We start from the raw sequence: 20,840 nt of genomic DNA, 5'->3' as shown, positions 1-20,840 counted from the left end.
GAGCCGTGACAGACACACTCAGGCAACTGCGCAAGATCATCCACGTCGATATGGATGCCTTCTACGCATCGGTGGAGCAACGGGACAATCCCGAGCTTCGCGGGCTCCCGATCGCCGTTGGCTTTGGCGAGGCCCGCGGCGTGGTGGCAGCCGCAAGCTACGAGGCGCGCAAATACGGCGTCCATTCGGCCATGCCGTCCGTCACGGCCAAGCGGAAATGCCCGGAGCTGATTTTCGTGAGACCGCGCTTCGACGCCTATCGTGCGGTTTCGGGAGAGATCCACGCGATTTTTGCCGAATATACGCCCCTGATCGAACCGCTCTCGCTCGACGAGGCCTACCTGGATGTCACCGAGAACCTCAAGGGAATGGAGGTTGCGACCGAGATTGCAGAGGAGATCCGCGCAAAGATCAGGGCAAGGACCGGGCTTACGGCGTCGGCCGGCGTTTCCTATAACAAGTTCCTCGCCAAGATGGCTTCCGACCAACGCAAACCCGATGGCCTCTTCGTCATTACACCGAAGAATGGTCCGGCATTCGTCGAGGCACTGCCCGTCAAGAAATTCCATGGCGTCGGCCCGGCAACCGCCGAGCGCATGCACAAGCTCGGCATCGAAACGGGCGCCGACCTGAAGGCTCACGATATCGCCTTCCTGCAGCAACACTTCGGAAAATCTGGCCCCTATTTCTACTGGATCGCCCGCGGCGTCGACGAACGCCAGGTGAAGGCCGACCGGGTGCGCAAGTCCATCGGTGCGGAAGACACGTTCTTAGTGGACGTCCATGATTTTGAAACCGCGCGAGCCGGTCTCGAACCGCTGATCGAAAAGGTCTGGCGCTATTGCGAGGCGAGTGGCATTCGCGCCAAGACCGCGACGCTGAAGGTGAAATGGGCGGATTTCACGCAGATCACGCGAAGCAAGACAACAGCGGCACCGATCGAGAATGCCGCGGAGCTTACCGCGGTCATGACACTACTGTTGTCTCCGCTCTTCCCTGCTCCAAAAGGCATCCGGTTGCTGGGTGTGACCCTGTCGTCGCTTGAACCAGCCAGACTCGAAAGCGCGCCGCAGTTCTCATTCGCGCTTTGAGGAAGACGCAAAAGGCCGGCCGCGCCAGCGACCGCGGGGCCTGGGCACTCTCAGCGAACCATCAGCTGCCGGACACCATGAGCGGCATCGGCAATGCCGTCTCAGCCTCGTCGAGGATTTCGAAGGTGTATCTGCCTGATGCATCGACCCCCACCGAGTAGCTGAGGCGATCTTGCACGTGGTTGTTTTCGTCGAAAGTCAGGATCTTCGGCTTCAAGGAAGTAAGCCGGCTTTCGTCGAGGTAGACCGAGTTGCATATGATGATCTGGTCACCGGGCTGGCAGGTCCGTGCGGCCGCTCCATTGAGGATGCAGCACCTGGACCCGCGTTCACCGAGGATGACGTAGGTGGAGATGCGCGCCCCGGAATTCTTGTTCCAGATCTCGACGAACTCCATCGGCAAGATGCCGGCCTCCTCACAGTGGTCCGGGTCAAGGGTGATCGACCCATGATAGTTGAGGTTCGCCTCGGTGACATAAATGCCATGGAGCTTCCCTGCCACCAGCTTTCTCATGCTTTGTCACGCCTCGCGGTTGATCAGGTTCCTCGCGCCTTGGCGCTGCCGACCGAGGCGGAAATCTTCGCGCTCCGACAATCGCCAAGCGGAAAGATTGGAAAGAAAGCCCCGCCGGGGAAGGCGGGGCAAGGTTCGCACCCAGATGGCTCTCTGAACGCGGGGAAGAAAAACTCCATCGGCCAAGCCGATGCACTCAGATACGAACAAAGTCCCCCGCAAGGAAGGTCGCTTTCGGCAATTCCGGTACGGCTTTGCTAATATATCAACCTGCTCAAATGACGACCCCGGATCTCGTGACACTCGGTGCCCGCCACAAACGCGCCGAGTATTCCTGATCGCTGCTTACCTGCAGTTTCGAGACGCTTTGCGCGGCAGCGATCAGACAAGCTCCATCGTCCTTCCTAAGTCCACCGCGGACACCTCGCGATACCTATGGCTGGAGGCCGGCACTAGGTTCCCTCACCGCGTTCTCGCAATCCGTAAGGCGAAAGTACTAGCCCTGCCCCCCGAGATGACTACCGTATCAACGTTGAAGGGCGGGGCTTCTCGCTGTATAGTTTCCCTTATAATTTATTTTAATTTTTTCAAACCATTAGCCTGCAGAAGGAGGACATTATGCGCCTTCCTGAGATACCTTGGGCGGTTCCGTTATCTGTTCGTTTACAGTCAGGAGCCAACCGCATTTTCGCATCCGTCTACGACGCGCTGGATTTTCTAGAACATGAATGGCCGTTACGGCACGGACAAGGCTATGAACGAGCCGTGATGACGTGCCGGGGCGCATTGAACCATTCGGTTCCATCTGCAGTCGCGCGCGAGGCCTTCATTGGCGCGTGCTTGGAGGCTGGCATGGCAACGTCAGCAGTTGCTGCCCACTACCATGCGCGCTCGGGACCTCACGGCAACAAGCCATTGGCCTGACAACGCCAATTTGCGCACGAAAACCGCAGGCACCGACGGGCAAGAAAGCCGGGCTCCAAGTCATCGAGTCCCCGGCATTGGAGGTCGTTGCACCACATGTCCGCTCTGCCCCGGTTACGGCGTGCCAGTTCTTCCGATCTCGTGCACGTGTTCCGCTCTTCGCGGTAGGCTTGTTCCAAGCGGTCGATCTTCGTCAGACGTGAACTGCTTGTTCGTGCCGCCCGACGGCGTTTGAATCCGATCGATGTCAATCGACCTTCAGGCCTTGAAGCGATCAAAGGCGGTGAGATACCTGGTCGGAGGGTCAGCATCCCAGCGATAGATTTCGGAGCGAAGATAGCGCAGTTCATCGTCCAGCGCATCTTCCTGAAGCTCGATCCACCACGACTTCGGACGGCCGTCGCTTCCGTCCGACCAACGGTAGCCGCGGGCTTTTAGATGATCTTTCATGTCGAACGGGCTGTTTTCGGCAAAGATGCGCACGCGCGATTGCTGGCTCGCTTCGTAGAGTTCGGCAAACGGCGTACGCGCGTCCTCGGTGCGCGCTTGCGCAAGCACCTCGAGCAAGGCGAAGCAATCGTCGACCGCCCGATGCCCTTCATGAAAATAGCCAGTCTGGCCGATCAGGTATCCGAGCTTGGTGCCTTCAAAGCCGCGCCCCGACCAATCGATCTCAGAGACCGAGCAGGCCCATGCCTTTCCGGTGAAAACGGGAGAAAGTGCCTCACAAAATGGCCGATCGAAACCGGCGTTGTGCGCGATCACAAGATCGGCGTCCTCGACGATGGTCCGAAGCTGCGCCAGATCGATCATTTGTCCGGCCACCATCTCATCGGTGATACCGGTCAGCCGCGTGACCTCGGCCGGAATTGGGATGCTTGGTTGCTGCAGACCGCCGTAGACGCCCGTGACAGCGCCGACAGCGCCGGTATCGTCAAATGTGAACGCGACGACACCAATTTCGATGACCTCGTCCTTGCGATGGTTGAGGCCAGTCGTCTCGGTATCGACGATTACGCCTCTTAACAGAAACCCGGGGTGCGGCGAGATCGTCACGGGACGCGGTTCAAGCTTTTTCAGGATGCGGTAGCGCCCGGTTTCACGAAGCACGCGCACCATATCCTCTTCGCTGAGCGCGGTTGGAGGATGTCGCTTCGCCGGCGAACCAACCGCCTTCTGATTTGTCGCATCGTTCGCGACGAACAGATCGAACTGCTGCGTCATTCGTTTAACTCGGAACCACCATCGATCGACTCACCGGCTGCAATACCGGCGCATTCCGCTATAAGCCATCCATCTGAACAATTCAGGAGGAATCACGGAACGGTCGAAATCCTCACCTCTCCTTCATCGCGCTCGACGAGACCTCGGCGAGCGGTACCACGACGGTTCCAAAGCGTTATTCGAGATCTCGCTCCCAGCCCTTAACAAGGTAAAATGATCCTGGCAAATCCGCTGGTGTCGCCAAACAGAGAACGCCTTGCCCTAGAAGGGCGATACGCTCCTTAGAGGCTGTCGAAAGAACGTTTTGAGATCGCGAAACCTCGCAAGTCTTTCCCTGGGCGCGCTTGCCAAAAATTTCGAAGACCTGCTGCAAGCGTTCCACATGGACTTCGGTTTCGTCCCGGTGCTTTTCGAACGCTGCCTTGCTGTCCGGCAATTGCGCCGCGCGTGCCATCTTCGGTAGCGCTTTCAGAATCTGCCCCTCAGCGTAGTAGATGTCCCTCAGGCCATCATGAAACAGCGTTTCAAGCGTCTTCTCTGGCATAGCAACCTCCTTTGCGGTCTGGTGGAGCCGCTCCAACATAGCCCAGCTGCAAAGGTTCCGAACGGGAACAAAATGGGGTTTGGAAGACTTGACTCGCGGGCGCACGGCCTTCGTTCGACACAGGTTCCGGCGAAGCGTCGATACGCCCACAGGGAGGAAAAAATGAAAGAAAGCCAACCCGCTTTGCGCGAGCTTAAGTTAATCGACGGACAGGTCGTGCCGAGAAGGGTCCGCGCCAGGGCCGTAGATCCTGCCGAAACAGTTTATCGGGACCATTACGACCTGGCGGAATTCATTGCCAGATATGGCCTCACACCGATGAAAGCCCGAGAGATCTTCGTCCAACTCGGTCCCTCGCGTTCTAATCTCGATCAGTATATGCGCGAGCGCAGCATAGGCCTTAGCGACTGACCTAGTGCGCAAGCCCGACCCGCGGGGCATTCGTATCTCTCGTTCTTGAGGCCCGCCCAACCGCCTCGACGATCAAACGTTCCCTTGCCGTCGGAGGGAACCAATGCAGCGAGGTCTGGTCTGACGTGCACCCGGATACGCCCCCTTGGCCTCCCTCGTCGGAGGCCCTTTTTTGAGGGGCCCGCTCAATCAGGCTTGTGCCTCTCTGCAGACGCCGGCAGTCGCCACGTGGAAGCTCCCAACAAAACGCCGAGATTGCCTACCGAACATCAACGAACGTGAGAACCAAACCACCGCTCCCGGGTTTGGCTACGGTTCGAAGCAAAAGGAGGAACCGTCATGGATTGGAACCGTGTCGAAGGAAACTGGAAACAGGTGAAAGGCAAAATCAAGGAGCAGTGGGGCCGACTTACTGACGACGACCTCGATCGGATCGATGGTAATCGCGAACAGCTCGAAGGCAGAATCCAGGAACTCTATGGGATCGAGATGGACCGCGTTCGCCGCGAGCTGGACGACTGGTACGATCGTCAGGCCTTCGACCGGTAACCTTCATTGCAAGGGCTGCGGGGCTCTGCCCGGCAGCACCGGCCGCTCGAATGTGTCCACCGCGGCTTAATCGCGCGGACAGCTGATCCTGACGATGACGCGGCCGGGACCGGCAAGACCCTCAGCAAGCCGCTGAACAAAGTCTGCGCCCCCCTGGCAGGTCGACTGCGCCTTCAACAACGACGCTGTTTCCAAGCACCCTGAATGTGAGGTTTCGCGTCTCCAATGATGCCTCCGCATTCAAGGCACATTTGATCGACGCAACGAGGCCCGAGATGTCGGATCCCTCGCCGCCTCTGCAATCGAATTCCGGCAGGATCAAAACCATCGCCAGCCTCCTTTCCTGCGCCCAACCCTCTGATTGGTGCGTTGTTCCGCAGGCTTGGGAGCGGCCGCGCGCGCCGACGCATCCCTTGCTGCAGCCGACGCGATCCGGGAATGGCCGGACCCTTGAACCTTTGAACTTAGACTGCAGAACGGGGGGCCGTCCCTCCAAGACCAGGAACTTGCGGAGCTTGTCGACGTTTTGAGATGGCAACCGAAAGGCGACAGAAAATGGCGATCGAGCAAACGCGTGTTGATTTCGACCATAGTCGGTTTGCTAAGGGCCTGGCGCGCGGATTGGCTGGCGCTCTGCTCTTTGCGCTGCCTATGTTCCTGACGATGGAGATGTGGGAACTTGGGCTCTATATCGATCGATCGAGGCTCCTTCTGGTGCTCCTGGTCAACATCCCCTTGCTCATCCTTCTTGCGCGCCAGATCGGGTTTGAAAACATTTCGACCTGGCATGAGGCAGTGCGCGATGCCAGCATTGCCTATTTCCTGGGACTGTTGGCCAGCGCTAGCGTGCTGTCTGCCATAGGCGTTCTAAGTGTCGAGCAGGCTTTGCCCGAGGCGGCAGGCATGATCGCCATTCAGACGGTTCCGGCCAGTATCGGTGCATTGCTTGGTCGCAGCGAGCTGGGCAGACGCGACGATGATGACGAGGACGCACAGGACCCGATCGACGATGACACGCAAATTGGCTATGGCGGCGAACTTTTCATGATGGCCGTCGGCGCCTTGTTTCTCGGATTGAATGTCGCCCCGACCGAGGAAATGATCCTGATTTCCTTCAAGATGTCACCCTGGCACGCAATCGCACTCATCGTTTCGTCCATTGTGCTGATGCATGGTTTTGTCTACGCGCTGTCGTTTTCGGGCGGGCACGAATTGGAAGAAGGCACACCCGTTTGGCATGCCCTTGTCCGCTTCACCCTCCCCGGCTACGCCGTTGCCTTTGCGATCAGCTTCTACTGTCTCTGGACGTTTCATCGGCTGGACGGGATCGAACTGACTCAGGCGATCATGAGTACGGTAGTGCTTGCATTTCCAAGCGCGATCGGCGCCGCAGCCGCGCGGCTCATTCTCTAGGTGACCTATGGCGAAACCGTCGAAATCCCGCCCGATTGAAAGTGGCGAAGGTCACTGGATCGAATGGCTCACCGGGTCGGTCTCAACCATCGGTGTGATAGCCCTGATCGGGTGGGTCGGCTTCGAAGCTGCGACGCAGAGCGATGGAGCTCCCGAGCTGTCGGTCAAGACGATCAGCAGCGCGAGCCGGGACGGCGAATATCAGGTCATGTTCGACGTTGAGAACGCGGCCGACCGGACTGCCGCCGACGTCGCCGTGCGTGGCGAGATCACCGCCGGAAACACTGTTATCGAAACGGTCGAGATTACACTCGACTACGTCCCGATGCATTCAAGGACGCGTGCTGGATTGATTTTTCGCAACGATCCCGCCGGGCGATCCCGGATTTTTGCCACCGGCTTCAGCGAGCCGTAGCTTATGGCGACATTGTTCGGGCCGCCAGGGAACCTCTTTGAACGGGCACGGTTAAGGCCGGCAATCGCTAGGGACACCTCGAAGGAGCTGAAGAGCATCGATTTTGGAATGCTCTCGACAAAGAATGCGGATGGCGCGATCTGCAGCCGACCGATGAGCAACAATGGCGACCTGGAGTATGATGGAGCCTCATGGTTCTTCTACTACGGGGACTCGCGCAAGATTGCCGACATCAATGCCGACCCTCAGGTTGGCCTCACCTATACTACTCAGCAATCCCGGCATATTCATTGCAATTGAAGGGAACGCCACTCTCGTCAAGGACAGGGAGATGTTCAAGAAGCACTGGGTGAGCGATCTCGAAAGCGGGAACGTCACGATCCCGTAGGACGGCATGCCTGTTAGTCTCGTTTCGTCGCAGCGTCCCATTGCCTCCGGTTAAGCGCGACCGTTTTGAAGGCGCGCTTCTGCAACCAGCCGATTGATGAAATCGAGTTTGGCTATGACCGGTGGCGAAAGAACGAACGGATACATGTCCCGTTCGCCCATGGATCGCTGGAAGGTGTTAAGGGCAAGGCTGATCGGAACCCAGGCATCCACCAGTTGCTGAGCATTCTGCGCCCGATAAGGGTCAAAATCGACCTCCGCCCCAAGGGCGTGGTGACGGAACGGTTCTATCGATAGCCCGAAGGATCTGGCCGTCTCCAGCGTATCCACAATGTGAAACAGGTGGGCCCAGCATTCGGCAAAATCTTCAGATGGGTGGCTGCTTGCGTAAGCGGAAATGAAGGTATCCTGCCAGTCCGCAACTGGCCCGTTGTCGTAGCTTTTCTGGAGCGCGGCCGCGTAGTCGTCGCGCTCGTCACCAAAGAGAGCGCGTGCCTCCTCGAGCAATGCGCCCTTTCGCACCAATTGCTGAAAATAGAAGTGACCGATCTCGTGGCGAAAGTGTCCAAGCAGGGTTCGGTAGGGCTCCCCCATCGAAACACGAACGGTCTCGCGAACGATGTCATCAGCCTCTGCCGCTCGAAGACTGATCAACCCATTCTGGTGCCCGGTCATCGCAGGGCTGACGTCGCCGCCTTCATCGACTGCATCTTCCAGAAAGTCGAACACCAGCCCGTCTTCAGGGTCGACGTCTCTTCCGGGACACGGAAGGCCAAAGCGCAGAATGGAATAGAACAGATGGCGCTGGGCCGCGCCAATTCTATGAAACCTAGCGAGACCCTCCGGGGTATCGGTGTTGGGGATGAGCCGATTGTAACGTGCAGGAATTGCCAGACGAATTGGATCGTCGGCCGCAACCAACCAGTTGCTCCCATCTATGGCTGCGTTGGCACAGAACCGCCAGGTTTCGCCAGGCCGTGAGGGAATGCTCCACAAACCGTCGCCTACTTCCAAGAGAGTGTGCAGCGTCAATGTGTCTGCAACAAACCCGACCGGCGCATTGTTGGCCCCGACGCAGAAATGATTGTCGAAATAGAGCGGAAACCCGCTGATATCGCATTGGTAAAGCCGCATGCCAAACACCTCTTGCAACCTCGCCGCATCGCTTAACGCGCGAAAAACGAGATCCGGCGAGGCAACTCATCAGATTTTTCCCGTTTGCCTCGCCCGATTTGCAAAGGCTCAGGGGGGAAGCCTTAAGTCGGAGCTCTGCCGGGTTCGACCGGCGAGCGTTGGACCGAGCACTTGACTAGTCGACCACCCCGCCCATGTCCTTTTCATGTCTCCGCTACCTGACGCGGCATGGGGGAGAGTTCATGGCTGGTCGTGGCCGCTTATTGCCCGAAGTACAATGCACATAGGAGAGCCACGAATTGGAGACAATTACGCGCAAGCGCAAACTGCGGTCCTTCCAGCCATTGTGGGAAACCACTCGGAAGATCCAGGTCGCGGTACAACCGCGCATCCCTGCCAACGTCGTCGACGTGCTGATTGTCGGCGCCGGCATTGGAGGGGCGCTGATGGCCCTGTCCCTTGCCAAACGAAACATGACAATCCTCGTTGTCGATCGACGGCAACCGGTGCAAGGTAGCACTCTAGCCAGCACCGCGATGATCCAGCATGAGATCGACATGCCGTTGCATAGGCTCACGGCGATGCTTGGGCAAACAAAAGCCCGGCGCGCTTGGCAACGCTCCGCCAAGGCCGTGGAAACGCTAACTTCGCTTGTCGATAATCTTGGGATCGACTGCCATCTCGAGCGGAAGTATTCGCTCTACCTCGCTGGAAATGCCTATGGTGCAAGAGCGCTCGCCACAGAGGCGGAGGCACGCGAAAAGGCTGGCATTTCAGCGGTGTTTTTCAATGCCGCGCAACTGCGCGAAAAGTTTGGGCTGGAGCGGACCGCTGCGATCGCGTCTGCCATCTCCGCGTCCGCAAATCCCGCACAATTAACCGCCGGCCTGTGGCGCAAGGCGCAGGCAGACGGTGTAGCGATCGTAGGAGATACTGAGATCACCGACGTTCGCAGCTTCGATGACTGGAACGCCGTCGCGACATCAAAAGGAGAAATCATACAGGCCAGGCATGTCGTCTTTTGCACCGGCTACGAGTTCCTCGATGTCGCGGCCAATCAAGAGCATCGGATCTTCTCCACCTGGGCGCTTGCAACCAGACCGCATCATCCGAGGCCCCGTTGGCTCAAGGATTATGTGCTATGGGAGGGATCGGATCCCTACCTCTATTTTCGCTCGACTGCGGATGGCCGCCTCATGGTTGGAGGTGAGGACGAAGAAAGCCCCACAGCATTTCAGGACCCCATCAAACTCAAGTCCAAATCCAAAACCTTGCGGGCGAAGCTGTCGGCGCTCCTGAAAATACCGATCGCCGAGCCCGCCTATCAATGGGCAGCGGCCTTCGGCGTGACCGCCGACGGGCTTCCGATAATCGGTCCGGTTCCAGGGCTCAACAACGTTTATGCTGTGATGGGATATGGCGGAAACGGCATCACCTACAGCCAGATCGCCGCGGAGATCGTGTCGTCAGCAATATTGGGGCACCAGGATCCGGACAGTGAACTTTTTGCGTTTCGCTGAGGTTGCGCGACCTCGCCTTGGACGCGGGTCACCTTCGCAATCGTCTTGTGACTTATCGCAGCAGAGGAGGCTTCTCTCAGGCCAAGGCCAACAGAAAGCTGCTTCATCAATGGAACCGTTTACCGCTGAGCCGGTTCTTTCAGTCCGACTTAACCGGAGACCAAAGAGATGGACCATACCAATCACGTGCGCCTTGATCCTTCTGAACTGATACCAGCAAACCTCGAAGGCGCGACGGTTTACGGCGCAGACGATGACAAGGTCGGAACGGTGGATCACCTTCACGGCGTCGGCGCCAACAGCACTGCGATCATTGATGTTGGCGGCTTCCTCGGGATTGGCGCGAAACCGGTCGCCGTGCCGTTGGCGGATCTCGACTTCATGCGTGACGATGACGGCGACGTTCACGCCATCACCACCTGGACGAAGGATCAGCTCAAGGAAATGCCAGAGCACCTCGACTCATGACGCGAGCGCAGTCGCTCGAGCTGCATCATGGAATGTGGCCATGCGATGGCAACATGAACATGGCTTCCACCCTCAAAAAAGAAACGGCCAACCCGTCGTCAGGCAGACGGCGGGTTGGTTTCCTCAGTGCGCTGGCGGCGCGTCCACCGGTCACCTAAGTGCGGCATATTCCCATGTGGCGGCAACAAGCAGGCTCATTGTCGCGCCAAGACTGAGGGCGTAGGTGGGCAGAAACAAAAACGCTGCCATCAGCAATCCGAGCGCCATCAGGCCGGCTATGTGAGACACAGGCAATCGGCTCACCGCCGACAGCTTCACCCATATGTTCCCACAGAGGAAGAGTGCCGGACCACCAACCACGACCGACGCTGTCTTCAGGCTGGCATCCTTCTCCGCGTGCGACAGGGAAAAGTCCTGCCCGACCGCCGTCAGAATAATTCCGACGACGATCGGGAGATGCCCATAGGTGAAAAGATTGTGGGCCACAGATTCCGGTCGTGACGCCTTTTCCGCTTTTTCTGCCGCGACCTCCTGCCCGCGATGAAAATAGATCCACCACATCGCGACGGCTTACAAAGGCGCTGCAGAAGACCGGGAACGTCAGATCGGCATCCATATGCTCGACGGTGTTACGGCCCGTGGTAAGAATGGTGTCGCCCAGACAGATAAGAACGAAAAGGGCGCACCGCTCCGCCAGATGCTCTCTGGAAAGAATGAGAGTTTCCCGGGCCGCAGGCGCAAAACCGGGAACGTTGTAGCGAAAGAAGCCATGACTGCCAATGACGTGGAAAAGTGCAAGTCGCATCTCGAGAATGCGATCAAGGGCATGGATGCCATGTAGGCGCGGCTTCGAGGCGTCTGTTGCCAACCGTCGCAACGCCAATTGAGCCTCCCTACCCCGAATTCGAGGAGGTCGACACGTATTTTTCGAGAAGTCGAAATCATTGCGTGAACGGCAAAAAACTCGGGAACCAAAAAACTCGAGCAAAGTTTGACCGGTAGTGCCTTCCACGGGCTGAAAACAAGGATGTAGACATCATGAAAAAACTGCTGCTCGCCGCGGTATTCCTCGGCGCAACGACCTTTGGCGCGCTCGCGCAGACTTCGACGCCTCCGGCCACTACGAACGGTGACACGCCGGCCGTCGCGACGCCGGACTCCACCAATCCCACCGCCCCGGTCGCCGGGGCAAACAGCTTCACCGAAGAACAGGCCAAGAAACGCATCGTTGAAGCCGGTTATACCGACGTTGCCGGTCTCAAACTCGATAGCGAGGGCGTCTGGCGAGGCAGCGCCATGAAGGACGGAAAATCTGTCCAGATCGCACTCGACTACCAGGGCAACGTGGTCGCCAACTAATCCCAGCAGCGAGGAACCCACATGAAAACCGTTAGTGGACTTTTTGACGATTACTCCGATGCACGCGCGGCGGTGAGCGCACTGGAAGATCGCGGCGTGCCGTCTGACGATATCAGTATCGTTTCTAACAATGTCGGTGACCGGTACTCCAAAGACAGCAATGCTGCCGAGGGCGCAGGCACAGGCGCAGGTCTAGGTGCTGCAGTTGGCGGCATCGGGGGTCTCTTGACCGGGCTTGGCGTCATGGCTGTTCCCGGTGTCGGACCTGTGGTGGCGGCGGGATGGCTTGCCGCAACGGCAGCAGGTGCAGCAGCAGGCGCAGTCGCCGGTGGCGCTGCGGGGGGACTGATCGGCGCGATGACCGAATCCGGCGTTCCCGAAGAACATGCCCATGTCTATGCCGAAGGCGTGCGCCGCGGCGGAGCTGTTGTCACCGCCCGGGTTGATGAGAGCCTCTACGCGGACGCCCAGGCCATCCTACGCCGGGGCAGCTGGGTAGATCCCGAACAACGCCGCGCGGCTTACCTCGAGCAAGGCTGGACACGCTTCGACGAAGAGCTCGATCCCTACACTCCCGAGGAGATCGAAAAAGAGCGTCTCCGCTACAGGCTTTGACGGGACCGGGAGGGCTGCAAAGCGTTTATTACCCAGCCCCTAGAACTCGATTTCGGCCCCGCTCGGGGCCGATTTTTTATTGCTAACTAGGACGCCATTCGGCTCGAAGGCATGAAACAGAACGAAAATTCCACCGAAAAGCAGCAGGGAATTCGCCATTCCATTTTCTCTTGCAGGTTCGTTCCCGTTCGTTTTTAATCCGCCTACTTTCGCCACGAAAGTCAATCGCGTTTGATCGAGGAGGGTCGACGCGATCAAGACAGACATTGTCGTCTTAATAATCGGAGGAACCACCATGTCAGCTTTCAAATGGACTCTTGCGGCCACATCCACGCTTTCATTCCTTGCTGCTTCCAATGTCTTCGCGGCGACGGAACTTCAATGGTGGCATGCCATGACGGGCGCTAACAACGAAACGGTTGAAAGGCTTGCGAAGGAATTCAACGAGAGCCAATCGGAGTACAAGGTCGTTCCAGTGTTCAAGGGTACCTATGCTGAAACATTGAACGCGGGCATCGCTGCTTTCCGTTCCAAGCAGGCGCCTGCAATCCTGCAGGTGTTCGATGCGGGCAGCGGCGTGATGCTGGGCGCCGAGGGCGCTGTGGTGCCGGTGGCGGACGTCCTTCAGAAGGGCGGCTACGAGTTCAACAAGGATCAGTACCTGCCAGGCATCGTCGCGTACTATTCCAAGGCTGACGGGACCATGCTGTCCTTCCCATTCAACTCGTCCTCGCCGATCCTCTATTACAACAAAGACGCCTTCACGAAGGCCGGCATCGATACCGCAAAGCCACCGGCCACATGGCCCGAGGTCTTCGAGGCGGCCAAGAAGATCAAGGCGAGTGGGGCGGCAAATTGCGGCTTCACATCGACCTGGCTGACCTGGATCCAGACCGAGAACTTCTCCGCCTGGAACAACGTGCCCTATGGCACGAACGAGAACGGCCTTTCTGGCCTCGAAGTCGAACTGAAAATCGACGCGCCGCTCTTCGTCGAGCATTTCCAGTCGATTGCCGACCTCGCCAAGGATGGAACGTTCCGCTATGGCGGCCGCACATCGGAAGCAAAGCAGCTGTTCATGTCAGGCGAATGCGCCATCCTGACCGAATCATCCGGCGGTCTCGGCGACATCGTGAAGTCGGGGATCAACTATGGCGTCGGCCAGCTTCCCTACTATGAAGGCCATGGTCCGCAGAACACCATCCCCGGTGGCGCAAGTCTCTGGGTCTTCGCCGGCAAGAGCGACGGCGAATACAAGGGCGTGGCCGAGTTCTTCCACTTCCTCTCGAAAACGGAAACCCAGGCCCAGCTTCACCAGGTTTCGGGCTACCTGCCCGTGACGCTGGCAGCCTATGAAGAAACCAAGAAGTCCGGCTTCTACGAAAAGAATCCGGGCCGGGAAACGCCGATCAAGCAGATGATGGGCAAGGCTCCCACCGAAAATTCGAAGGGTGTTCGCCTCGTCAACCTCCCGCAGGTTCGAGACATCCTCAACGAAGAGTTCGAAGCGATGCTTGCTGGCCAGAAGGATGCAAAGACGGCCCTCAGTGAAGGTGTAGCGAAGGCAAACGCTGCAATTAAAGCAGCGATCGGAAACTGAACCTCTAAACGAAATGTCCGCACCGCAAAGCGGTGCGGACTGGTATTCCATGGAGGGGACGTTTCATGCAGTCCGTCGTGTTTCCCAACAAGGTGCTGCCGTATCTTCTGCTTGCGCCTCAGATCGTCCTGACGATCGTCTTCTTCTTTTGGCCCGCAAGCCAGGCTCTCTACCAGTCGGTCCTGCGCGAGGATCCGTTCGGCCTGAAATCCGGTTTCGTCGGCCTCGCCAACTTCCAGGCGATCCTGTCCAATCCGGACTACCTGCATTCGCTGAAGGTCACGGTGGTCTTCAGTCTCGCGACGGCCCTGTTGTCTATGGCTCTCGCGCTCCTGCTGGCCACCTCGGCAGACCGCGTGGTGCGGGGACGCAACATCTATCGTACGCTTCTGATCTGGCCCTATGCGGTCGCCCCCGCCGTTGCCGGCATGCTCTGGCTCTTCATGTTCAATCCGGCGATGGGAACGTTCGCCTACATTCTGCGCCGGAACGGGTTTGTTTGGGATCCGCTCCTCAATGGCAACCAGGCGATGTGGCTGGTCATCGTTGCGGCGGCCTGGAAGCAGATTAGCTACAATTTCCTGTTCTTCGTCGCCGGCCTGCAAGCGATCCCGAAATCGCTGATCGAGGCCGCCGCGATCGACGGCGCCCGCGGCAGCAAGCGGTTCTGGACTATCGTCTTTCCGCTTCTTGCGCCCACGACGTTCTTCCTGCTGGTCGTCAACACCGTCTACGCCTTCTTTGATACCTTTGGTATCATTCATGCCGTCACCGGCGGGGGACCGGCAAAGGCCACCGAAACGCTCGTCTACAAGGTTTACAACGACGGTTTCGTCAATCTCGACCTCGGCAGTTCGGCGGCCCAATCAGTGATCCTGATGATCATCGTCGTTGCGCTGACGGCCTTCCAGTTCCGCTTCGTCGAGAAGCGGGTCCATTACTCGTGAGACGCCGATGATCGAAAATCGCCCCATTTCCACCCTGATCAGCCACCTGGTGCTCGTGATCGGGATCCTCATCGTTGCGCTTCCGATCTACTACACGTTCGTCGCGTCGACGCACACGTCGATCGAGATCGTGCGCCCGCCGATGTCGCTCGCGATCGGCGACCATCTGGTGGAAAATTACAAGGAAGCAGTCGGTGGCGGCGTCGAGCGCGTCGTCGGCGTCAGCCTCGAACGGCTGCTTTTCAACTCGACGGTCGTGGCGATCGCAATCGCGGTCGGCAAGATCGTGATTTCCTTTCTCTCCGCCTTCGCGATCGTCTTTTTCCGCTTTCCGCTGAAGATGCTGTTCTTCTGGATGATTTTCATCACGCTGATGCTTCCGGTCGAGGTGCGCATCCTGCCGACCTACAAGGTGATCGTAGACCTAGGCCTGATCGACACCTATGCGGGCCTGACGCTGCCGCTGATGGCTTCGGCGACGGCGACCTTCCTCTTTCGCCAGTTCTTCCTGACGATACCGGGAGAACTGGTGGAAGCCGCGCGCATCGACAATGCCGGGCCGTTTCGCTTTATGCGAGACATCCTGCTGCCACTCTCTGCAACTAACATCGCCGCGCTCTTCGTCATCCTCTTCATCTACGGCTGGACCCAGTACCTCTGGCCCCTGCTCGTCACCAACGACGCCAAGATGAATACGATCATCATTGGGCTCAGGCGGATGATCGACTTCACCGACGCCTCGACCCCCTGGAACTATGTCATGGTGACCGCGATCCTGGCGATCATCCCCCCTATCCTCGTCGTGGTGCTAATGCAGCGCTGGTTCGTCAAAGGTCTTGTGGAGACAGAAAAGTAATGGCTGAGATTACCCTCAAAGACGTCCGCAAGACCTACGGCACGGTGGAAGCGATCAAGGGCGTCTCGCTCGACATTACGGATGGCGAATTCGTCGTGCTGGTCGGTCCGTCGGGCTGCGGCAAGTCCACGCTCCTGCGCATGATCGCCGGGCTCGAAAGCATCACCGGCGGCGATATCCTCATCGGCACGCGCTGTGTCAACGATGTGGAACCGGCCGAACGCGATATTGCCATGGTCTTCCAGAACTATGCGCTCTACCCGCACATGAGCGTACGCCAGAACCTCGCCTACGGGCTGAAGAACCGCAATACGCCGGCCGCCGAGATCGACCGGCGAATAGCGACCGCCGCCAGGACGCTGGAGATCGAACCCTACCTGGACCGCAAGCCGCGCCAGCTTTCGGGCGGCCAGCGCCAGCGCGTCGCGATGGGGCGGGCCATTGTCCGGCAACCGGCCGCCTTCCTCTTCGACGAACCGCTCTCCAATCTGGACGCAAAGCTGCGCGGACAGATGCGTATAGAGATCAAGCGGCTGCAGCGGTCGCTCGGAACGACGAGCGTGTATGTCACGCACGATCAGATGGAAGCGATGACGCTCGCCGATCGGCTGGTCGTCGTGAATGCCGGCCGGATTGAACAAGTCGGTACACCGCTGGAGCTCTACGAGAAACCCGCGACAACGTTCGTCGCCACTTTTATAGGCTCGCCCTCGATGAATCTCTTGCAAGGCAAGGACATGTCGGCGGGGTGCTCGCTATCCCCGGATGTGGTGCGCCCGAATGCCGACTATACGCTCGGCATCCGCCCCGAGGATCTTTCCCCGATACTCGCCGATTCACCCGGTTTGCCATTCGTGGCCACGGTCCGGATCGACGGTATCGAACTAGTCGGGGCCGAGAGCCTTCTGCATGGTCGGCTCAAAAACGGCAGCGAATTGATCTTCCGAGTTTCCGGGCGAGCGCGCAACGAGGTCGGCGACGAGGTGAAAGTTGGGGCCGGTGCGGAAGCTCTCCATATGTTCAGTGCAAACGGCCACCGACATGGATAAGTCGTCTCGCAGATTGCAATCGAGCCTGACCACCGCCCCCGATCATATATGAGTACTTGGAAAGGTACGATTTCGCCATCACGTTTTACCTTTGAATCGCACATGGCCTGAACTTCAGCAGCCAGGGGCACCAATGAAAATGGCGGACATCTGCGCTCGACGGAAAAGCCAACGTTCCCAACGATGACATTATGCGATCCTCAGGATGGAGTGCTCTGCTGAGCTTTCAAGCCGACGCCCTGACGAAGAGAAGTTCCAATGAAAACCAGGATAGAAATCGCAGCGGACCTTCAAAGACTGGGCATCCAACCGGGCGACCTGGTGATGGTCCATGCCTCTTTGAAAGCCATCGGTGGTGTCGAGCTAGGTGCGGCCACTGTCGTCGGCGCTCTTCTCGACGCTATCGGGCCAACGGGCACCGTGATGGGATATGCCTCATGGGACCGATCACCCTATGAGGAAACACTGAACGGCGCTAAGATGGATGAGGAACTGCGTCGTAATTGGCCACCCTTTGATTCTGCGACCTCGGCAACATATCGAGGTTTCGGCATGCTCAATCGGTTTCTCGTCCAAAATCGCGGTGCGCGACGAAGCGCTCACCCGGACGCATCAATGGTCGCGATCGGTCCTCTAGCGGAAACACTCACAGAGCCACATTGTCTTGGACAGGCGTTGGGAAAAGGCTCGCCTCTTGAACGTTTTGTCCGCCTGGGTGGAAAAGTTCTGTTGCTTGGTGCTCCGCTCGCCTCCGTGACCGCGCTGCACTATGCCGAGGCTATTGCCAATATTCCCGGTAAACGCCGCGTGACCTACGAGATGCCGCTCCTAGGTCCAGACGGTCAAACGATCTGGGAATTGACGGAGGATTTCGACTCAAACGGCATCCTGGATTGCTTTGCGGTCGATGGACAGCCGGACGCGGTGGAAACGATCGCGCGTGCATACATTGCCCTCGAACGGCACCAGATTGGCCGAGTAGGAGACGCATGCAGCTATTTATTTGATGCGCAGGACATCGTTTCCTTCGGCGTGACCTATCTTGAGAGCCGTTTTCGCGAAAGGTCATCGTCACACATGAGCGATCCTTGATTAGAGCCGCTTCGCAATCATCGACCGCGACACAACGACAACGAGGCCGATCAAGACCGTCCCTGCGATGAAGAGAAAAGCTGCTGCCGCGATCGCAGGGCTGATATTTTCACGGATGCTGGAAAACATCTGCCGTGCCAACGTCCGCTGGTTCGGGCCTGCGACGAAGAGCGTGAGGACGACTTCGTCCAACGACGTCGCAAAGGGCACCGCCACGACTGTGTGGTCGATGATCACGCCCATGTAGCGATTGGTGAGGCTAAAGCCCGCCAGCAGCACTGCATGCCGACCCCCAGCACGACGGCAAGGCACGCACCACCATGGGCAGCAGGAGGAGTGTGCGCATCGAGCCGCGAAAGAAAAGGAGGCGGTTGCGCGGACCCAGCCAACCTTTCAGCGCTCTATTGCCAGAGTATTTGCCTGGAGGGGATAGAGATGGAAGACGATCGGACCACAATAACCACAGAGTTTCAGGGTTTCGAAATCAGTATCGTCTCACGGGAACCGCTTCTTGGGACACTTGAACTGACCTCATTCACGGGCGCGAACATCGAAGTCCCTTTGGATTACTACAGCGCAGAAGCCCTTGTTTGGGCGCTCTTACAATTTCTGGCGCAAGGCAGAATGACTGACAGACCTTTCGCCGACTGCATCAGGCGCTGTTCTCTCTGACGAGTACCGGCGAATAAACCATCCCCCGAAGTGGGTAAGCTCATCAATTTGACAAGCCCAGTCCTCGTCCCAATTCATGACGATGAGTTCGAGCAAGGTCGTGCGGAGCAACAGGCAACAGCACTAGTCAAATGGCCCCGCGGAGATGACGCAGATCATGACAAATCTGAGCGTCGGCAACCGCACTGAGGCGGCCATGGTACTACGCGATGCGCGCGAAGTCTGATCCACGTCGAACAAGGATGGCGCAACCGGCTCCGTGCGCCTATTCTCACCTAATGCAAGAATGAATCTATCCGTTTTCTATCGTTTTCCGTCGCGCGGCGGTTGATGATGGTGCGTCCGCGGGCATCCTTCATGATATAGCGGCCATTCACAATCTCTTCGCTAATGCCGCCTTCGTGGCGAACGCCGACATTGTGCCCATTGGCCTTTGCGTTCCCACGACCCGAGCTGTTGGACTTCGAATTCCCACCGCTGTTGCCGCCAGCATTCCCACCTCCGTTGCCGCCACCACTCCCGCCACCGTTCCCGCCACTTCCGCCTCCATTACCATTGCCAGCGAAGGCGACCGTCTTGACGACCGCAAGCCCGGCGCTAGACATTTCGAGGCTGTAGGGCAAAGAGATGGCGAGGGTGCAGACTGCCGACCAGAATGCTGTCAGGATCATCCGACGCGTGATCATAGTGTCTCCACGGCTTTTCGTACGCAAAACGCACTTAGCGCGGTGGGCAACGAACTGCCTTTGCCCCTGGCTGAGACCACAGCCAACTCGCACCAGCCAAAAAAGGCTCCCTGAGGAGCCGATGAGGTAGTCAAGGGACCACGGTCAGGGTCGATTCTGGCCCCGGTGGTCTGCATGAAAGCATGCGAGGGCAAGAAATTCATCGATTGTCGCTTCGGCGTGCGGAGCTTTTAAGAGAGGTATTGTGGCGCTAAAGGTTCCGCTATGGGACTTCAGTCCCATTGCTCGCCGCAAAGGTCTTAGTCTTACTTCGGTTGTTGCGAGGTCAGGTCGCTGGGTTTCCCGTTTCAGCTACATCGGTCCGCCACCGCCATGGCTACGGGAGGCGTTGCGGACCTCGCCCTGTACCGCGTTGTCGGCGTCCAATCCCTCATGGCTCGATGCTCATATACGCTGACCATCAATGGTGTGCTGATTTGCACCTAAACAGGGCAGACTTTGCCTTTTGGGATGTCGCCATGAGGCGCCGCCAAGTCATCGATGCGAAGGGCGTCGTCACCCCACTCCTCCGTGTTAAACAGGAGCGCATGAAGGCCCGCCACGGCTTGGAAGTCGAGAAGGTCGTAAGCGCGAATTTCTGCGCGCCTTCTGAAGCGCAGTGCTGTGAGGCATGAAGTGTCCACCAAAAGATAGGTGGACACCAAATCATGGATGAAGATGCTCCTAAACTGCAGGTGCGGCTTGTTGGTCGCGACGGTCGCCGTCGATATGACCCTGCCTCAAGAGATCAGCTTGTCGCGGCGTGTTTAGAGCCCGGCGTTTCGGTCTCGCGGCTGGCGCTGGAACATGGCGTCAATGCAAATCTCGTTCGGAAGTGGATGAAGAAGGCCAGAGAGGAGCGTCCTTTGCCTTTGGTCTCGGCGTTCGTTCCGGTTCAGATTGCTGCGGATATGCACTCGTCTTCTGCCAGCGATCGACTGACGAAGACGGAGCCATTGGGCAAGCGCTCTCATGCATCCAAGGTGAGCGCGCTACTGCCGAACGGGGTCAGCCTGACGGTGGAATGCAGCGATGTTGATGGACTGGCGGCGATTATAGGAGCGTTGAGCCGTGTTCAGACTGGGCGCTGACCTCAAGGTCTACCTGCATCGGGAACCGATCGACTTCCGCGCGGGCATCAACAGCCTTGCAGTTCTGGTGCAGGAGGTAATGGAGCTTGATCCCTTTGCTCCCGCGGTCTTTGCCTTTTGCAATCGCCGTCACGACCGGATGAAGCTGCTGTTTTTTGATCGTTGACCTGCCACTGCGAATTTCCTCCAGATTGGATTAGAGTCCGGCCCATTAAAGGACGGACGAATGAAGAAGCAGAG

The 20,840-nt window shown here is 58.2% G+C and carries 24 protein-coding genes and 3 pseudogenes; 18 read left to right on the top strand and 9 right to left on the bottom strand.

Annotated elements, in window-relative coordinates; genetic code table 11:
* Positions 1-5: 5 nt before the first annotated feature.
* The gene (gene dinB, locus AC3WWH_RS31275) at positions 6-1,091 is read left to right on the top strand and encodes a DNA polymerase IV (RefSeq protein ID WP_058323817.1); all 1,086 of its coding nucleotides are present in this window, start codon (positions 6-8) and stop codon (positions 1,089-1,091) included.
* Between the two features lie 61 nt (positions 1,092-1,152).
* On the opposite strand, the gene panD is transcribed toward dinB, so the two are convergent.
* The gene (panD, locus tag AC3WWH_RS31270) at positions 1,153-1,605 is read right to left on the bottom strand and encodes an aspartate 1-decarboxylase (protein WP_058323816.1); all 453 of its coding nucleotides are present in this window, start codon (positions 1,603-1,605) and stop codon (positions 1,153-1,155) included.
* Between the two features lie 618 nt (positions 1,606-2,223).
* Between panD and AC3WWH_RS31265 the strand changes: the two genes are divergently transcribed.
* Positions 2,224-2,529, top strand: coding sequence for a DUF982 domain-containing protein (locus tag AC3WWH_RS31265; protein ID WP_082641040.1), 306 nt, complete (start codon positions 2,224-2,226; stop codon positions 2,527-2,529).
* A 258-nt stretch (positions 2,530-2,787) separates the two neighbouring features.
* Here AC3WWH_RS31265 and AC3WWH_RS31260 read toward each other — a convergent pair whose 3' ends face one another.
* Positions 2,788-3,753 (bottom strand): 3'-5' exonuclease, encoded by a 966-nt coding sequence (locus tag AC3WWH_RS31260; RefSeq protein WP_058323815.1) that lies wholly within the window; start codon positions 3,751-3,753, stop codon positions 2,788-2,790.
* Between the two features lie 319 nt (positions 3,754-4,072).
* Positions 4,073-4,297: pseudogene (locus tag AC3WWH_RS31255) on the bottom strand (YciE/YciF ferroxidase family protein); the annotation flags it as partial.
* Between the two features lie 162 nt (positions 4,298-4,459).
* Here AC3WWH_RS31255 and AC3WWH_RS31250 point away from each other — a divergent pair.
* From AC3WWH_RS31250 to AC3WWH_RS31230, 5 genes are all read left to right on the top strand, one after another.
* Entirely contained in the window at positions 4,460-4,708 is a 249-nt protein-coding gene (locus tag AC3WWH_RS31250) for a hypothetical protein (RefSeq protein WP_058323814.1), read from the top strand.
* 339 nt (positions 4,709-5,047) lie between these two features.
* Positions 5,048-5,257, top strand: coding sequence for a CsbD family protein (locus AC3WWH_RS31245; protein ID WP_058323813.1), 210 nt, complete (start codon positions 5,048-5,050; stop codon positions 5,255-5,257).
* A gap of 555 nt (positions 5,258-5,812) precedes the next feature.
* On the top strand, positions 5,813-6,670 hold the full coding sequence (locus AC3WWH_RS31240) for a TIGR02587 family membrane protein (protein WP_058323812.1): 858 nt from the start codon (positions 5,813-5,815) through the stop codon (positions 6,668-6,670).
* Positions 6,671-6,677: 7 nt separating this feature from the next.
* Positions 6,678-7,085 (top strand): hypothetical protein, encoded by a 408-nt coding sequence (locus tag AC3WWH_RS31235; protein WP_058323811.1) that lies wholly within the window; start codon positions 6,678-6,680, stop codon positions 7,083-7,085.
* Positions 7,086-7,088: 3 nt separating this feature from the next.
* Positions 7,089-7,385: a pyridoxamine 5'-phosphate oxidase family protein gene (locus AC3WWH_RS31230; protein WP_058323810.1), complete on the top strand. Its 297-nt coding sequence runs from the start codon at positions 7,089-7,091 to the stop codon at positions 7,383-7,385.
* Between the two features lie 138 nt (positions 7,386-7,523).
* Here AC3WWH_RS31230 and AC3WWH_RS31225 read toward each other — a convergent pair whose 3' ends face one another.
* Positions 7,524-8,606, bottom strand: coding sequence for a zinc-binding metallopeptidase family protein (locus tag AC3WWH_RS31225; protein WP_058323809.1), 1,083 nt, complete (start codon positions 8,604-8,606; stop codon positions 7,524-7,526).
* Between the two features lie 299 nt (positions 8,607-8,905).
* Here AC3WWH_RS31225 and AC3WWH_RS31220 point away from each other — a divergent pair, with 299 nt between their 5' ends.
* Together AC3WWH_RS31220 and AC3WWH_RS31215 are read left to right on the top strand one after the other, a co-directional pair.
* The gene (locus tag AC3WWH_RS31220) at positions 8,906-10,126 is read left to right on the top strand and encodes an NAD(P)/FAD-dependent oxidoreductase (RefSeq protein ID WP_058323808.1); all 1,221 of its coding nucleotides are present in this window, start codon (positions 8,906-8,908) and stop codon (positions 10,124-10,126) included.
* Between the two features lie 168 nt (positions 10,127-10,294).
* Positions 10,295-10,594, top strand: coding sequence for a PRC-barrel domain-containing protein (locus AC3WWH_RS31215; RefSeq protein WP_057250048.1), 300 nt, complete (start codon positions 10,295-10,297; stop codon positions 10,592-10,594).
* Positions 10,595-10,744: 150 nt separating this feature from the next.
* On the opposite strand, the gene AC3WWH_RS31210 is transcribed toward AC3WWH_RS31215, so the two are convergent.
* Both AC3WWH_RS31210 and AC3WWH_RS31205 read right to left on the bottom strand, forming a co-directional pair.
* Positions 10,745-11,155 (bottom strand): low temperature requirement protein A, encoded by a 411-nt coding sequence (locus tag AC3WWH_RS31210; RefSeq protein ID WP_082641039.1) that lies wholly within the window; start codon positions 11,153-11,155, stop codon positions 10,745-10,747.
* Positions 11,156-11,237: 82 nt separating this feature from the next.
* A pseudogene (locus AC3WWH_RS31205) lies at positions 11,238-11,399 on the bottom strand (hypothetical protein); the annotation flags it as partial.
* Positions 11,400-11,632: 233 nt separating this feature from the next.
* Between AC3WWH_RS31205 and AC3WWH_RS31200 the strand changes: the two are divergent.
* Positions 11,633-11,953 (top strand): PepSY domain-containing protein, encoded by a 321-nt coding sequence (locus tag AC3WWH_RS31200; RefSeq protein ID WP_057250042.1) that lies wholly within the window; start codon positions 11,633-11,635, stop codon positions 11,951-11,953.
* 21 nt (positions 11,954-11,974) lie between these two features.
* Entirely contained in the window at positions 11,975-12,568 is a 594-nt protein-coding gene (locus AC3WWH_RS31195) for a general stress protein (RefSeq protein ID WP_058323805.1), read from the top strand.
* Positions 12,569-12,607: 39 nt separating this feature from the next.
* On the opposite strand, the gene AC3WWH_RS31190 is transcribed toward AC3WWH_RS31195, so the two are convergent.
* Positions 12,608-12,901, bottom strand: a complete 294-nt coding sequence (locus AC3WWH_RS31190; protein ID WP_162752587.1) for a hypothetical protein — start codon at positions 12,899-12,901, stop codon at positions 12,608-12,610.
* On the opposite strand from AC3WWH_RS31190, the gene ugpB reads away from it, so the two are divergent.
* From ugpB to aac(3), 5 genes are all read left to right on the top strand, one after another.
* Entirely contained in the window at positions 12,864-14,168 is a 1,305-nt protein-coding gene (ugpB, locus tag AC3WWH_RS31185) for a sn-glycerol-3-phosphate ABC transporter substrate-binding protein UgpB (protein ID WP_058323803.1), read from the top strand. The two genes, AC3WWH_RS31190 and ugpB, sit on opposite strands and share 38 nt — an antisense overlap.
* Positions 14,169-14,233: 65 nt before the next feature.
* Positions 14,234-15,115, top strand: coding sequence for a sn-glycerol-3-phosphate ABC transporter permease UgpA (gene ugpA / locus AC3WWH_RS31180; protein WP_057251362.1), 882 nt, complete (start codon positions 14,234-14,236; stop codon positions 15,113-15,115).
* Positions 15,116-15,122: 7 nt separating this feature from the next.
* Positions 15,123-15,971 (top strand): sn-glycerol-3-phosphate ABC transporter permease UgpE, encoded by an 849-nt coding sequence (ugpE, locus tag AC3WWH_RS31175; RefSeq protein ID WP_058323802.1) that lies wholly within the window; start codon positions 15,123-15,125, stop codon positions 15,969-15,971.
* Positions 15,971-17,020 carry a sn-glycerol-3-phosphate import ATP-binding protein UgpC gene (locus AC3WWH_RS31170; RefSeq protein ID WP_058323801.1) on the top strand — a complete coding sequence of 350 codons (1,050 nt, stop codon included), beginning with the start codon at positions 15,971-15,973 and terminating at the stop codon, positions 17,018-17,020. The genes ugpE and AC3WWH_RS31170 overlap by 1 nt, the downstream gene beginning before the upstream one ends.
* 258 nt (positions 17,021-17,278) lie before the next feature.
* On the top strand, positions 17,279-18,112 hold the full coding sequence (gene aac(3), locus AC3WWH_RS31165; protein ID WP_058323800.1) for an aminoglycoside 3-N-acetyltransferase: 834 nt from the start codon (positions 17,279-17,281) through the stop codon (positions 18,110-18,112).
* Here the strand turns inward: aac(3) and AC3WWH_RS31160 are convergent.
* Together AC3WWH_RS31160 and AC3WWH_RS31155 are read right to left on the bottom strand one after the other, a co-directional pair.
* Positions 18,113-18,497 (bottom strand): annotated as a pseudogene (locus AC3WWH_RS31160) (ABC transporter permease subunit); the annotation flags it as partial.
* Between the two features lie 562 nt (positions 18,498-19,059).
* Positions 19,060-19,470 carry a hypothetical protein gene (locus AC3WWH_RS31155; protein ID WP_058323797.1) on the bottom strand — a complete coding sequence of 137 codons (411 nt, stop codon included), beginning with the start codon at positions 19,468-19,470 and terminating at the stop codon, positions 19,060-19,062.
* 707 nt (positions 19,471-20,177) lie between these two features.
* Between AC3WWH_RS31155 and tnpA the strand changes: the two genes are divergently transcribed.
* A complete protein-coding gene (gene tnpA, locus AC3WWH_RS31150; protein ID WP_082641035.1) occupies positions 20,178-20,600 on the top strand; it encodes an IS66-like element accessory protein TnpA in 423 nt (140 codons plus the stop codon).
* The gene (gene tnpB, locus AC3WWH_RS31145) at positions 20,581-20,766 is read left to right on the top strand and encodes an IS66 family insertion sequence element accessory protein TnpB (protein WP_082641033.1); all 186 of its coding nucleotides are present in this window, start codon (positions 20,581-20,583) and stop codon (positions 20,764-20,766) included. Before tnpA ends, tnpB begins: the two co-directional genes overlap by 20 nt.
* Positions 20,767-20,840: the final 74 nt, after the last annotated feature.

The organism is Ensifer sp. EB106-03-01-XG145 (assembly GCF_058792075.1).
The sequence above is the reverse complement of the archived record's forward strand: the minus strand, read 5'-3'. Positions and strand labels throughout refer to the sequence as shown.

Excerpts from the sequence above, each read along its gene's own strand:
- panD (WP_058323816.1), bottom strand. The coding sequence starts at position 1,605 with ATGAGAAAGCTGGTGGCAGGGAAGCTCCATGGCATTTATGTCACCGAG.
- AC3WWH_RS31265 (WP_082641040.1), top strand. The coding sequence starts at position 2,224 with ATGCGCCTTCCTGAGATACCTTGGGCGGTTCCGTTATCTGTTCGTTTA.
- AC3WWH_RS31260 (WP_058323815.1), bottom strand. The coding sequence starts at position 3,753 with ATGACGCAGCAGTTCGATCTGTTCGTCGCGAACGATGCGACAAATCAG.
- AC3WWH_RS31250 (WP_058323814.1), top strand. The coding sequence starts at position 4,460 with ATGAAAGAAAGCCAACCCGCTTTGCGCGAGCTTAAGTTAATCGACGGA.
- AC3WWH_RS31245 (WP_058323813.1), top strand. The coding sequence starts at position 5,048 with ATGGATTGGAACCGTGTCGAAGGAAACTGGAAACAGGTGAAAGGCAAA.
- AC3WWH_RS31240 (WP_058323812.1), top strand. The coding sequence starts at position 5,813 with ATGGCGATCGAGCAAACGCGTGTTGATTTCGACCATAGTCGGTTTGCT.
- AC3WWH_RS31235 (WP_058323811.1), top strand. The coding sequence starts at position 6,678 with ATGGCGAAACCGTCGAAATCCCGCCCGATTGAAAGTGGCGAAGGTCAC.
- AC3WWH_RS31230 (WP_058323810.1), top strand. The coding sequence starts at position 7,089 with ATGGCGACATTGTTCGGGCCGCCAGGGAACCTCTTTGAACGGGCACGG.
- AC3WWH_RS31225 (WP_058323809.1), bottom strand. The coding sequence starts at position 8,606 with ATGCGGCTTTACCAATGCGATATCAGCGGGTTTCCGCTCTATTTCGAC.
- AC3WWH_RS31215 (WP_057250048.1), top strand. The coding sequence starts at position 10,295 with ATGGACCATACCAATCACGTGCGCCTTGATCCTTCTGAACTGATACCA.
- AC3WWH_RS31210 (WP_082641039.1), bottom strand. The coding sequence starts at position 11,155 with ATGTGGTGGATCTATTTTCATCGCGGGCAGGAGGTCGCGGCAGAAAAA.
- AC3WWH_RS31200 (WP_057250042.1), top strand. The coding sequence starts at position 11,633 with ATGAAAAAACTGCTGCTCGCCGCGGTATTCCTCGGCGCAACGACCTTT.
- AC3WWH_RS31195 (WP_058323805.1), top strand. The coding sequence starts at position 11,975 with ATGAAAACCGTTAGTGGACTTTTTGACGATTACTCCGATGCACGCGCG.
- ugpB (WP_058323803.1), top strand. The coding sequence starts at position 12,864 with ATGTCAGCTTTCAAATGGACTCTTGCGGCCACATCCACGCTTTCATTC.
- ugpA (WP_057251362.1), top strand. The coding sequence starts at position 14,234 with ATGCAGTCCGTCGTGTTTCCCAACAAGGTGCTGCCGTATCTTCTGCTT.
- ugpE (WP_058323802.1), top strand. The coding sequence starts at position 15,123 with ATGATCGAAAATCGCCCCATTTCCACCCTGATCAGCCACCTGGTGCTC.
- AC3WWH_RS31170 (WP_058323801.1), top strand. The coding sequence starts at position 15,971 with ATGGCTGAGATTACCCTCAAAGACGTCCGCAAGACCTACGGCACGGTG.
- AC3WWH_RS31155 (WP_058323797.1), bottom strand. The coding sequence starts at position 19,470 with ATGATCACGCGTCGGATGATCCTGACAGCATTCTGGTCGGCAGTCTGC.
- tnpA (WP_082641035.1), top strand. The coding sequence starts at position 20,178 with ATGGATGAAGATGCTCCTAAACTGCAGGTGCGGCTTGTTGGTCGCGAC.